The organism is Nostoc sp. CMAA1605 (assembly GCF_021596505.1).
Classification (GTDB): Bacteria; Cyanobacteriota; Cyanobacteriia; order Cyanobacteriales; family Nostocaceae; genus Trichormus.
The window spans coordinates 60,701-72,839 of the sequence record NZ_PJIZ01000003.1; the positions used below are offsets into that span (position 1 = coordinate 60,701).

The following is a 12,139-nucleotide window of genomic DNA, read 5'->3' on the forward strand; positions in this document are numbered from 1 at the left end:
TAGTAGCGCAAAAAAGGCATTTTGGTTAAAAGATTTTTAGATATGGGAAATTTGGGGAGAAATTATGCTGGTTTTAAATGATACTGTTCTTCTAAGAAGTTAAATAGCCAATCTTTGACGAGGTGGGTGGCGTGACAGTCGTCTTCGTTGTAGCGGCTGATGATTTCTAGTAAAGTGCGATCGCCTGTCTCTAGCCATAGGTCATACCAGTAAATACATTTAGCCCCACTAGCTTCAGGATTACGCCATTCAAATCCTAACCAACGGGCGATCGCTTTTAGGGCGTAACTTTCAATGGGTAATGTTACAGTCTCTGTGAGGTATTCATAAATATCGACAAATCGATTTAAAACCGGCTGGACTAATTTATTGGGTGTACGGTATAACTTGGCCAGGCGTTTAACTGTATCTAATTCGTAGACGCAAAAATGATAAATCGGTGCATCGGGATATCGCCAGACTAAATCGAGAAATTGTTGCCAAATTAATTCTTCTTGGGCTGGTGTTTCCGCTAACAAAGAATAGAATTCCTGAGTGTTGGTTTGTTTATTTACCACCAACACCCCTAAAAGATAATCTAAATTGATATCTGGTTGGGCTTCAATATCAAAGTACAGTTCTACCGGAGCATTAAGATCAACGTGGGGATGGGGAAAGGAAAATGGTAAAGTTAGGGGTCGTTTTTCTAAGACTGATTGGGCTTGAATGACTAATTTTGTGGCAACTTTGGCATCAAAACCCGTAAGATTTTCCAAAAGGCTGGGACTAGTGTTAGCTAGAGAATCTAGAGTAGTGAGATTAAGGCTTTGGAGTTGGGTGTAACGGATGGGTGTCACTCCTGGTAGGAGGGAGAGGTGCTGCTGAGATTGGGCGATCGCATGACATTGACTGTGCCACTGACAAAGATTACACTTTTGACGAGCAATAAAGATTTCTGGCTGAGTTTGGGACTCTAAAGCCTGGATGAACTCCTGCAAAATCTCTTGCATTTGCGGTGTCCATCGAGATAAATCTATGAAGTATTTTGTTTCCTTGCTGCGTAGCATTAACCAAGCCGTTGACGGTGTTACCCCTTGGACTGTAGCTAACACCTGATTATGAAAAGCGGTGACAACCTGGTATTCCTGTTTGGGACGCTTACCCAATTCAATATTGACTGCTGTATACATCCACTCACCAAAACGCGATGCTCCTGGTTGCTTCACAAGTAAATCAGGAATACTGAGGAGAGTAGGATGCAAGGATTCTGACTCTGTGTCTACTAACTGACTGTAATTAGCTAACAGCACTCCTTGATAGATGTAATCAACCCCAAGCTGCATTAATTCTATAGTGGCAGCTTGTCCGGCTTGCCATTTTCCTCTAGGGTAACTGGGTTTTTGATAGGGAAACCGAGCCAAAACATTCAGCCGATGGGCGTTTTTGTCCTGTTGTAGTTTCAGCAACAACTCACTAGGCTGATCCCGAAGGCTTCTGTCGCCGTGAATATCTAAAACCGGACGACGTTTACAGCGTTGGTATTGCAGGAGGTGTTCAGCATTAATTAGCATTCACTCTAGTCACCTTTCATAAGAAATTAAAAGCCCCTACTTTAGTGTAGGGGATAGAGAACGGGGAACGGGTATTGGGGATTGAGGACAAGGTAGACAAGGTAAATCTTTACTGTCTCCACTCAAGTCAATCTCATTGACAACTGGGCGTTACTTCCTGGCAGACTATAGATAGTTTTGATAAAGCGATCGCCAGTAGCGATCAGCCACAGGATGAGTTTTTGAATCAGGCGAGAGCGTGGATTAATGACAATTGGGTGATACCAGATGCACCACCGCCCACCACACCCAGTCATCCAAGCGATACCGACCGATACCAGCCAACTGATAAGGCTTCTGAGGTTTTAGAATCATGCCTAACTTTGATAACCAGAAGCAGAACGGTGCATTACCGCTTTTTTATTAGCCCTCACCTTAACATCACACAAGGACAATTTTGTATCAGTATGATTACAAGCTTATTTGATATATCCTGAGAGAAATAAGGGTGATCGCCGTGATTTTTCTTGAATACTTTTGGCTATTTTTAGAATTTTTTCATAACTAAAATTTATTCTCAAAATAGATAAAAGATTATTAAATAGCATATTTGAATTTAAATTCTTCTCAAAGAAGGGTGGTATTTTATGTGTGGCATAGTAGCCTTATTTTCCAAACAGGAACCAATTTCCGAATCATCTTTGAGACTAGGTATTGATTGCTTGAAGCATCGAGGCCCAGATGGACAAAAATTTTGGATTTCTCCTTCTAGACGTGTTGCATTAGGACATACACGACTGAGTATTATTGACCTTCAAAACGGAGATCAGCCAATTGCTAACCAAGATGAAACTCTACATATCATTGCCAATGGCGAGTTTTATGACTTCGAGCGTATCCAGCGTGATTTGAAACAATGGGGATATCAACTAAAAACTAACTCTGATACTGAGATAGCCCTGCATCTATACAACGAGTTTGGCACACAATGTCTGCATCATCTCAGGGGTGAGTTTGCTTTTGTCATTTGGGATGAGCGTCATGATTTACTGTTTGCAGCACGCGATCGTTTTGGCATCAAACCTCTGTATTACAGTATTTATGAGAATATTCTTTATCTAGCCTCTGAAGTCAAAGCTTTATTTGCTGCGGGTGTCCCAGCCGCTTGGGATCATGAATCTTTTTGGCAAGCTGAGTCCGGCATTTTAGCTCCAGACCGGACTATGTTTGCCAATGTTTATCAAGTGCCACCAGGCTATTTTCTATTGGCATCTCGCTCTGGAATGCAAGTGCATCGTTATTGGGATTTTGATTATCCACTAATTAATAATTCCTTACCCCAGTACAAAGCAGAGGATTACATTGAACAACTTCGCCATACATTAGATGAAGCTATCCAATTGCGTTTGAGGGCTGATGTACCAGTTGGCTGTTATCTCAGTGGTGGTCTTGATTCATCCACGGTTTTAGGGATGGCAGCACATCTAAGTTCTTCTCCCATTCAGGCATTTACTCTTGCTTTTGACCATGAAGCTTATAACGAAGAACCACTGGCTCGTGAAATGGCAGCCCATACTGGTGCTAATTTACAGACTATTCCTGTGCGCCAATCGGACTTAGCTGAACATTTTGCAGATTCCATTTGGCATTGTGAAAGGCTATGTATTAATGCCAACACAACTGCCAAATATCTATTAAGTCGAGCTGCACGAGATGCTGGTTATAAAGTTGTACTTACAGGTGAAGGTGCGGATGAAATCTTTGGAGGCTATGTTCATTTCCGCCAAGATATGTTGCTCCATAATCAACAAGGACAAGATGAGGAGACAGTACAACTTCTGTTAGAAGAACTGAAGTTAAAGAATAAAGTTTCAATGGGACTGTTATTAGCTGAAAATAGCTCAAGTCAAGCTTTAAATAGTGTTCAGCGTTTGTTAGGCTTTGCCCCTGCTTGGATGCAAGCTTCGGCTGAGGGATATCTCAGGTCAGTTCCTTTGTATTCACCGGACTTGATTGCACAATTTTCACACAGGGATGTTTATCGTCTCTTTTTTAATCAGGTAGATGTACTTGAACAACTCAAAGGAAGAGAACCTGTACACCAATCTCTTTATTTATGGTCTAAAACTATCTTACCTAATTACCTTTTACGGATGTTAGGCGATGGTGTTGAAATGGCACATTCCATTGAAGGGCGACTTCCTTTTTTGGATCACAAAGTTGTGGAATTAGTTTGCAATATACCCGTTGCACTTAAAATTCGTGGATTGACTGAAAAATACGTACTAAGAGAAGCAGCAAAGCCGTTTATAACTAATACGATGTATCACCGCCAAAAGCATCCATTTCTAGCTCCACCTTCAACTTTCAAGCCAAATGAAGCCCTACAGCAACTTGTCCAAGATACTCTGCGGAGTTCTTTGATGTCTTCTGTACCTTTCTATAATCATGCAGCAGTAATTCATTTGCTTGACCAATTACCAACAATGAGTGAAAGCCAACGTACTTCTATTGATGTAATTTTGATGAAAATGCTGAGTGCTTGCATTCTTCACGAAAGATTTAGAGTCTCGTAAGTTGTTAGTAAGTAATTTGCTGTTATCATGCAATTTAGATTGCTGATAACAGGAATAAATGTGGACTCAAAAGGCGGAACTTATATGTTATAAATCTGTCTATTTACCTAATATCAATTCCTCTATAAAGTGACACTAAATTTCTACCCCCTATAGCCCCCTGATTCATGGGGGACGACGACAGCAGGGGTGTGATTAAGTGCCTCGTCATGGAGAAATAGTATAAGTCAAACGTCAATTAAAAGATAGCAACTTGCATTGCAAGTAATTGATCTTCAACTCGAAAAATTCGTCAGCTTTCTTACTTAATTTCTGTAAGGCGATGGAGAAGCAATCCGATCTGCATCCACTCTCGAAACGGCAAAAAGAGGCTCTGGCTATGGCATTGTGGATGGGAAAGACATCTGATACTAATGCTACAGTTTGTGCGGGTTGCATGAAGCCATTATTACTGCGCGCATGGGCAATTTATAAACGTCGCGAACAGCTATCTGCTGATAGCTTGTACCACTATCACTGTGACTTCAATCGCCGATTAAAGAAGTGTTTGGAATTACAGCAAGACAACAAGCGAGGTTCACAATCAAAGGGGTATTGTAGAAAATTTCCTCATTACTTGTTTGTCTTTTTAGCAGAGATTTCTAGCCAAACCACTTCCAGCAACCCTAAACCCACCTCGCAGATGAGAAATGTTTCTCAAAAAGCTCAGGCTGTTGTTTCAAAGAAACCTAAGTTTCCTTCATCTCCCTACTACTTAGCTTGGCTCGGCTTAGTAAGGAGCTATTTAGCACTCTGCACAAAAAATTCCACAATTGTCAAACTCAAAAAATTCCTTGGTTGTATAAGCTTAATTACCATCAAGATTGGCCATGAGCATATAAGAGTACGAGGAGTTTGTATTCACTACCATGACTTATACCATCTTGAGGTTGCTCAACTAGAGAGAATCCAGATGGGGAAAGACTGGGTGAGTGGAATTCATGGGATTAACTCACGAGTGTTCCATGCTTCTCCAATTGAAGAAGAGTATGACAGTTTTCTTGATGAAGCCCGGATTGCCATACATGAGTGCTTAACCCGACCTACTGCCTTCAGTCAAGTCAAATTACTTTGCTGGATGACCTTGTTGATATTACAAGGTATCAATCCTTTTGCCGTCCTGATTCGGCATCTGAGAAGTCTGAAGAAAAAGCCGGAAGAATTCCTACTTCTACCTGCTGATCATTGCTAAACTCATACCAATTCACGAAAATTCTGATACAGATCCAAACATAGGAACCCTTGTCAAGTCAGGACTTATCAATTGCGTTAGCGTAGCGGGACGTTAGTCCATTGCGTTAGCGAAGCGGGACGAAGTCCATTGCGTTAGCGAAGCGGGACGAAGTCCATTGTGAATTGGTATCAGATGCGGTTATTGCTTCCCTCAAGCTAGTAGTTTGCCAAGATAACGGTAAAAACCACGTAACTAAACATCCAATCTCTTGTCATCGTGTTTAAATGTGTTTATTATTACAGCTAATATATTATTTGCTACATCAAAATAATGGGTTAAGCAAATGTCTAGTTTATTAAACTGGCACTTTTCGATTAATTCTCCATAAAAGTAACCAAAGAACCGTATTTTTTAATGCACTGATTGATAAAGAGATAAAGCATTTTCACGTAAAATTCCCATAGCGATCGCCTCAGCTTCAGCAACGGTAATATCAGAATCGATGACTGCTTGCTCTAGCACTTCTTTTAACAGTTGGCGACCCCATTTTGCACCCAAATAATACAATTCTGGAATTGAGTGAGCATCAGAAGCATACATGAGTTTGGTAGTAGGAGTTAATTCTAATAATTGTCTGATAGCTTCCCGCATTCCAGATACACTTAAAAAAGGGATTGCCAAGCCAAAATCCACATAGACTTGCGGATATACTGAAGCCAAATAACCAGCCTCCTGCATATAAGGATAGGAAGCGTGTATTGACACTCCCCCGTTTATAAAACGGGGGATTCTTGGGTCAAAAGGGAGCTACTGCTTAACCCCTCGCCAAGCATCTTGACCGTATGCCCTACGGCTGCAAGACCACGTTGCATTACCACCATAGCAGCAGCAATGTCGCGGTCTGTTTCAAATCCACATTCATTACAACGATGCACTCGCTCAGATAAATCTTTTTTGCCTGTGTGGTGGTTGCAGTTGGGACAGGTTTGGCTAGTGCCATCGGGATTAACCTTTGCAAAATAAACCCCTCGCTTCCAGCAAACCCATTCCAAGATAGAAAGAAATTCACTAAAACCAGCATCTAAGGTGTGTTTTGAAAACATCCCTTGAGCATGGGCTTTAAAATTCAAATCTTCAGCAAATACCATTCCACCTTGGTCACACAGATAATGTGCCAACTTGAAATGAAAATCTTTACGAGTGTTGTGAATGTGTTCATGTAGTCGAGACACCTTCTGTTGAGCCTTTCGCCAGTTATTTGACCCCAATTTCTTGTGACTAACTCTTTGTTGCAGCAATCGCAGCTGGCGTTGGAGATCAACAAAAAATCTTGGTCTAGCGATTTGCTCACCAGCAGAGGTGGCTAAAAAACTTTTTAGTCCCAAGTCGATACCAACTGGTTGACCGTGTGGCGCAAAACTCTTAACATCAACATCCGCTTGCAGTGTCAGCATTACATACCATCCTGAAGCTTTCTTCACCACTTGGGCTTGTTTCGCAACAAACCCATCTGGGATAGGTCGGGATAATTGCATTTTCACCCATCCGATACCAGGAAGTTTGACTCTGCTACCTTGAGTTGGATTAACGCCCAATTGAGGGAATAGCAAAGAACGCATTCTTCCTTGTTTCTTGAATCGGGGGAAACCTCTCCCAGACTCCCACATTCCAATAAACGCTTTTTCTAATCGCCTCAACACTTGTTGTAACATCTGAGAATGTGCTGCGTTGAGGTTAGGATTAGTTTTCCGAGCCTGGGTTAAAGCTTTGCATTGAGACGCGAATGTTGGGCGTGGAGCATCGGCAGGAATGATGTATTCGCTCTTGATACTGCAAGCATCAATTCTGCATGACCTTGAGTTATACCAATCCTTCCTTTCTGCTAACGCAAAATTCCAAACTTTACGAGATGTTTCTAGCCATGCTTCGTAGGTTTGGGATTGCTGCTGATTTAGTTTTAAGCGATAGGTATAGGTTAGGTTTAGCATATACCCATTGTATCTTAAAAACGAGTAAACTGTTTTTAAAGCCGAATAAATGAGCCACTGCGTTGCGGTGAATCCAGCCCTGTAGGCGGGTCTCCCGCCGTAGGGGACTGGTGAACCCGGAGGGGGGTTTCCCCCGTTGTAGCAAGTGGCGTTCGGCACATTCGCGGCAGTTGAGCGTAGTCGAAACTTATATCCCCCACTTAAAAGACGTATGAGGTACAAAACTTATTGGTTTTGTACCTCATACTTGGGGGCTTTACGCATCACGACTCGTAAAACTATTGGTGCATGGCGATATTGTGGCGACTCTAATAAATGACGCAGATATAAGGGATTAGCCAACCGTAAATCTAAATCGGGATCACCATAGCCAGTGTGTAACTGTACAGGAAGACGATATTTTGCTGCTACTAATAAAGCCTGTTGCAACAAAAAATCAATCAGGGGTTTATCTGTGAGTCGCAGAGGTTGAGTCGATAATTGTTTGAGTTGTTCAAAATGAGTCGCCGCTACTTCTGGTGTCATAGGTTGGATATGCAAACCACTCCGGTAACAAGCAATGCTTTTAAAAGCCACTACCCCAGACGGTGGCGGATCAATTTCACTGTTAAATCTGTCTAGAAAAGTGGCAAAATCCGGTGATTGGGGAATTAGTTGTTCTGCTAACTGTTCTAATCTCAAAATTCGTCGCACAGAAATAAATCTTTCATGCCATGACAGAGGTAGGATAGTTTCTGGCTGTAAACCATCATCCAAATAAATCGCCTCTAAATTAGCAGCCTGAAAATAAATCTGTGTGAGTGCTTCTAACCCTAAACTTTCCCGCCTGGCTAAAATTGCCGTTTCTTCTGCTTCACAGTTCAACAACGCCGCAATATCCCGCAAACTACGCCGATAAAACAACGTATGGTGAGCATGGTGGTGAATAATTTCTGGATAATAACTTTCAGTGAAAGCTGCTGCATAAGGATACTGAGCAGCTACCTCTGGTTGTAATATGTTGTGGGCGTGTTGGTCAATTAAGGGAATAGTAGCTAAATCCATGGGCAATGGTGATATTTTTAGTATTTCTCTAATAATTTGTCTACTTCTGTCTGTAATTCCCAATCTTTCATAGCTTGCCACTCTGCTTGACGCACGGCTAAAAAAGCTTTGGCTAACTGTGGATTTAACGCTGTTAATAGGATATCGTCTTGTTGGAGATGAGCGATCGCTTGTCCTAAATTCTCTGGTAATTGGTCTATACCATTAGCCTGACGTTCTTCTATTGATAAATATCCAGGATCTTGATTTACAGGATTTGGTGGTGTCAAACCACGCTGCACACCATCTAGTCCCGCAGCAATCATTGCACCCAAGGCTAAATAAGGATTAGCGGCAGCATCCACAGTTTTTAATTCTAAGTGACTGGGACAACCCAAACCAGGGTCACTAGGCACTCTCACTGCTGCTTCTCGATTATCTAATCCCCAACAGCGAAAAGCACCACTCCAACTATGAGGACGAAGGCGACGATAGGAATTGACGCTGGGAGTAGTTAAAGCCATCAGTGCTGGCAAGTGGTGTAGAATGCCAGCCATAAATTGTAATGCTGTGGGAGATAGACCACAGATACCTTTTGGGTCTGGTAAGAGATTTTTACCATGATGCCACAGACTAAAATGAATGTGACAACCACTACCAGCCGCATCAGGGAAAATCTTGGGTAAAAAAGAAGCGGTGAGGTTGTGGCGTTTGGCGATCGCTTTGACAGTTTCTCGAAAAGTAATTTGCCAGTCAGCCGCGTGTAAAGCATCGGTGTAGCGGATGGAGATTTCCTGTTGACCAGGGCCAGATTCAGGATAATATTGCTCTACAGGTATACCTTGGGCAATCAGTGCATCAGCGATCGCATTAATGACCTCACAGTTGAGATCCATTGCCTGAGTCGAGGCAAAAACTGTGCGATCGCCTGGAATCATCCCTTCAGGTGTGGGTCGCAGCAAGTAAAATTCATTTTCAAAGGCTGCTTGTACTTCCAAACCTTGAGATTTAGCGGCGGTAATCATCCGCTTTAAAAAATCACGCGGACATAACGCCCAAGCCGCATCATTGAGTATCATATTGCCCATAACACGAGCATGACCAGGGGCATAAGGCAAAGGCTTTAAGGTAGACCAATCTGCCACTAAGCGAATTTCACCGACTGGGCCTAAATCCGTTTCTGGGACGACGGCATCATACATTACAGGCACTCCCTGCTGCCCAAGGGAAATACCCACCCCATGCTCAAAATAGTGAGAAAGCATTTCTATGTGTACAGCTTTGCCTCGAATCACATTGGCATTATCACACCACAGAAACCGCACGAACTTTACACCTGTTTCTTGCAGAAATTTCCGTATTTTTTTGGGATGATTTTTTTCAACCATTGCTTTTTAAACTCAACTATTTTAAAAAAGATAAACTAGAATAAAACCCTCTTTCTCCCTGCTCTGATTACAATGAATCGTAAAACACTGAGTTAATTCCTCAGAGAATTTAATTTTCAATCTGTTTTTGCAAAAAATATCTCTCATGTCCTGGCGGGTAGTCTGGTAGGACACCAAATATTTGATAGCCCAAACTCTGATAAAAACCCAAGGCTTGAAAGCTAAATGTATCTAGGTAAGCGTGACTACAACTCCTTTGTTTAGCGGCTTGTTCAGCTTTCAGTAACAGTTGCTTGCCATAGCCTTGACCCCGCAAAGACTCAGCTACCCAAAGATGGGAGACAAACAACCATCCCCAATGCGTTTTCCCAACTAAACCACCCACAATTTCACCTTGAGCATCCCGCATGAAAACGCCTAGAGGATAAGCAATATCATCATCCTGTTGAGCCACTCCCCCGTTTTTAAAACGGGGGATTCAGGCATCAGACAGAGATTGCAGTCTGGGACTGTCTAACATCTCCTATGCCTAGAGTCGAACTCCCGACTCTTTGAATATTCAAGCTGGCGTTTTCATCCCTGTCATTTTCAGATTGACATGAAGGACAACGCCAACGTCTAATTGACAAATCTAGGGTTTCTAAAATATGTCCACAGCTAGAACAAGTTTTGCTACTGGGATACCACGGGTCAATGAAAACAACCAGTTTGTTTTTCTTTTTGGCAACCCATTCTAAAATTTGGAGAAACTCACCAAACGCCAAGTCTGATATTTTTCTTCCCCAAAGTCGTTGCATTCCCTTGAGGTTGAGAGTCTCAAAGCATAGTACCTCAAACCTATCAGTCAACTCATGGGCTAACTTCCAAAACCAATCGCTACGACGATTAGAAATGTCTTCATACTTGCGTACTAGATTAAGTCTCGCTCGTTCCCGATTAGCCGAGCCTTTTAACTTCTTTGAATGTTGCCTACTAGCTTTGGTTATAGCGTTTAGAGATTGTTTGAAAAACTGAGGAGAATCAATTTTTGTACCATCTGAGCAGGTGAGAAAGGTCTTCAATCCAAAGTCAAAACCAGCGATTTTACCCGTCTTAATCTCGACTTCTGACTTACTACCGTCGTCAACGCCGAGCGGAGCCGAGGCGTTGACCACAACAACCATAAACAATTCACCTAATGGTGTGCGTTTTATAGTTAGAGTCTTGACTGTTCCCTCTATTTCTCTAGACTTCCAAAATTGATAAATCTTGTTCCCAATTTTGACTCTGTTGCCACCCAAAAACTTATAACCTGCTTGCTTTAGGGTGAATGATTTATATTTCTTGACCTTCTTAAATCCTGGTGGTCTAACTCCTTTCTTCTTGTGCTTAAAAAATAATTGGTAGGCTTTCTCAATGCGTTGACAAATATCTTGTACCGCTTGAGAACCTACGGTCTGCCAAAATTGGTTGCGTTTCCGCAGCTTGGCAATATGAGCCTGAAGTTTTGCACAGTTTAAGTGTTTGCCCCACATCCGGTAGTAGCGTTTGTGCAGGGCAATACAATGATTGTAGATTACCCCACTCGCGTTAATCATGCGTTTGAGAAATCTATTTCTTTTGTGCTGGTACAGTTTGAACTTCAAGGTTTTCATGCGGTTATGATATCATCATTGGTGTAGATAATCAATACTCATCTACATGAAATCTGTATATAATCACTACAACCACGCAATCGGGTTGGCTACTGTTCATTTAGTTTGGATACCATGCAGGCGCAGGAGAGTCTTCAATAACAATGAAAAATTAAAACTACGATGTATTGAGATATTTCAGTCAGTTGCTAATGATAAAAAATGGATTATCAAAGCACTAGAAATTGCTCCTGACCACATTCATTTGTTGGTAGAATATGACCCGCATCACTCAATATCTCAAGTAGTGAAAGCGTTTAAAGGCAGGTCATCAAGATATTTGAGACAAGAATTTCCAGAACTAATGAAGCTTCCTAGTCTGTGGACGCATTCGTATATTTTTGACACAACGGGCAAAGTCAGCACTCAGAAAGTTTTGGAGTACATTAACGACCCACATCATGGATGAATAAATTCATCCTGTTCGCTTATATCCTCCACTTAAAGGACGTATGAGTTGCAAAACTTATTGGTTTTGTACCTCATACTTGGGGGCTTTACGCATCACACTCGTAAATCAGTTTTGTTATATTGCAGAATTTTACTAATTACTGTCCGAATATCTTCGGGATCAGGGTTATCTTCTACATATACTGTTACATTTGTCATTTGTGACTTAAATAAAATCCAACAAAATTTATCAGAGATTCCAGCTGCAGAGTATACTACTAAGTCCTTATCCTTAATAGATTTGTTAGCATTACTTTGGCTTTTGTGGTTACAGAATCACAGTCAAACCTGTGTCAGTC

Annotated in this window: 11 protein-coding genes; 3 read left to right on the plus strand and 8 right to left on the minus strand. The window is 41.7% G+C overall.

Annotation, left to right across the window (positions count from 1 at the left end):
• Positions 1-62 precede the first annotated feature (62 nt).
• A complete protein-coding gene (locus CV014_RS01985) occupies positions 63-1,550 on the minus strand; it encodes a TM0106 family RecB-like putative nuclease (protein ID WP_236140489.1) in 1,488 nt (495 codons plus the stop codon).
• A 122-nt stretch (positions 1,551-1,672) separates the two neighbouring features.
• The gene (locus tag CV014_RS01990; protein WP_236140490.1) at positions 1,673-1,846 is read right to left on the minus strand and encodes a hypothetical protein; all 174 of its coding nucleotides are present in this window, start codon (positions 1,844-1,846) and stop codon (positions 1,673-1,675) included.
• A gap of 330 nt (positions 1,847-2,176) precedes the next feature.
• On the opposite strand from CV014_RS01990, the gene asnB reads away from it, so the two are divergent.
• Together asnB and CV014_RS02000 are read left to right on the plus strand one after the other, a co-directional pair.
• Positions 2,177-4,105 (plus strand): asparagine synthase (glutamine-hydrolyzing), encoded by a 1,929-nt coding sequence (gene asnB, locus CV014_RS01995; protein WP_236140491.1) that lies wholly within the window; start codon positions 2,177-2,179, stop codon positions 4,103-4,105.
• A 391-nt stretch (positions 4,106-4,496) separates the two neighbouring features.
• The gene (locus CV014_RS02000; RefSeq protein WP_236140492.1) at positions 4,497-5,336 is read left to right on the plus strand and encodes a hypothetical protein; all 840 of its coding nucleotides are present in this window, start codon (positions 4,497-4,499) and stop codon (positions 5,334-5,336) included.
• Between the two features lie 393 nt (positions 5,337-5,729).
• Here CV014_RS02000 and CV014_RS02005 read toward each other — a convergent pair whose 3' ends face one another.
• The 6 genes from CV014_RS02005 to CV014_RS02030 all read right to left on the minus strand — a co-directional run bounded on the left by CV014_RS02005 (position 5,730) and on the right by CV014_RS02030 (position 11,351).
• Positions 5,730-6,083, minus strand: coding sequence for an amidohydrolase family protein (locus tag CV014_RS02005; RefSeq protein ID WP_236140493.1), 354 nt, complete (start codon positions 6,081-6,083; stop codon positions 5,730-5,732).
• An 8-nt stretch (positions 6,084-6,091) separates the two neighbouring features.
• On the minus strand, positions 6,092-7,306 hold the full coding sequence (locus CV014_RS02010; protein ID WP_236140494.1) for an RNA-guided endonuclease InsQ/TnpB family protein: 1,215 nt from the start codon (positions 7,304-7,306) through the stop codon (positions 6,092-6,094).
• A gap of 225 nt (positions 7,307-7,531) precedes the next feature.
• Positions 7,532-8,350, minus strand: a complete 819-nt coding sequence (locus tag CV014_RS02015) for a hypothetical protein (RefSeq protein ID WP_236140495.1) — start codon at positions 8,348-8,350, stop codon at positions 7,532-7,534.
• Positions 8,351-8,367: 17 nt separating this feature from the next.
• Entirely contained in the window at positions 8,368-9,717 is a 1,350-nt protein-coding gene (locus tag CV014_RS02020; protein WP_236140496.1) for a glutamine synthetase family protein, read from the minus strand.
• A gap of 109 nt (positions 9,718-9,826) precedes the next feature.
• Complete coding sequence (locus CV014_RS02025; RefSeq protein WP_236140497.1) at positions 9,827-10,171, minus strand: GNAT family N-acetyltransferase; 345 nt, start codon at positions 10,169-10,171, stop codon at positions 9,827-9,829.
• 31 nt (positions 10,172-10,202) lie between these two features.
• The gene (locus tag CV014_RS02030; RefSeq protein ID WP_236140498.1) at positions 10,203-11,351 is read right to left on the minus strand and encodes an RNA-guided endonuclease InsQ/TnpB family protein; all 1,149 of its coding nucleotides are present in this window, start codon (positions 11,349-11,351) and stop codon (positions 10,203-10,205) included.
• A gap of 46 nt (positions 11,352-11,397) precedes the next feature.
• Here CV014_RS02030 and tnpA point away from each other — a divergent pair, with 46 nt between their 5' ends.
• On the plus strand, positions 11,398-11,799 hold the full coding sequence (tnpA, locus tag CV014_RS02035) for an IS200/IS605 family transposase (RefSeq protein WP_236140499.1): 402 nt from the start codon (positions 11,398-11,400) through the stop codon (positions 11,797-11,799).
• The last annotated feature ends 340 nt before the right edge of the window (positions 11,800-12,139 follow it).

Excerpts from the sequence above, each read along its gene's own strand:
- CV014_RS02015 (WP_236140495.1), bottom strand. The coding sequence starts at position 8,350 with ATGGATTTAGCTACTATTCCCTTAATTGACCAACACGCCCACAACATA.
- CV014_RS02000 (WP_236140492.1), top strand. The coding sequence starts at position 4,497 with ATGGGAAAGACATCTGATACTAATGCTACAGTTTGTGCGGGTTGCATG.
- tnpA (WP_236140499.1), top strand. The coding sequence starts at position 11,398 with ATGAAATCTGTATATAATCACTACAACCACGCAATCGGGTTGGCTACT.
- CV014_RS01990 (WP_236140490.1), bottom strand. The coding sequence starts at position 1,846 with ATGACTGGGTGTGGTGGGCGGTGGTGCATCTGGTATCACCCAATTGTC.
- CV014_RS02030 (WP_236140498.1), bottom strand. The coding sequence starts at position 11,351 with ATGAAAACCTTGAAGTTCAAACTGTACCAGCACAAAAGAAATAGATTT.
- CV014_RS02010 (WP_236140494.1), bottom strand. The coding sequence starts at position 7,306 with ATGCTAAACCTAACCTATACCTATCGCTTAAAACTAAATCAGCAGCAA.
- CV014_RS02020 (WP_236140496.1), bottom strand. The coding sequence starts at position 9,717 with ATGGTTGAAAAAAATCATCCCAAAAAAATACGGAAATTTCTGCAAGAA.
- asnB (WP_236140491.1), top strand. The coding sequence starts at position 2,177 with ATGTGTGGCATAGTAGCCTTATTTTCCAAACAGGAACCAATTTCCGAA.
- CV014_RS01985 (WP_236140489.1), bottom strand. The coding sequence starts at position 1,550 with ATGCTAATTAATGCTGAACACCTCCTGCAATACCAACGCTGTAAACGT.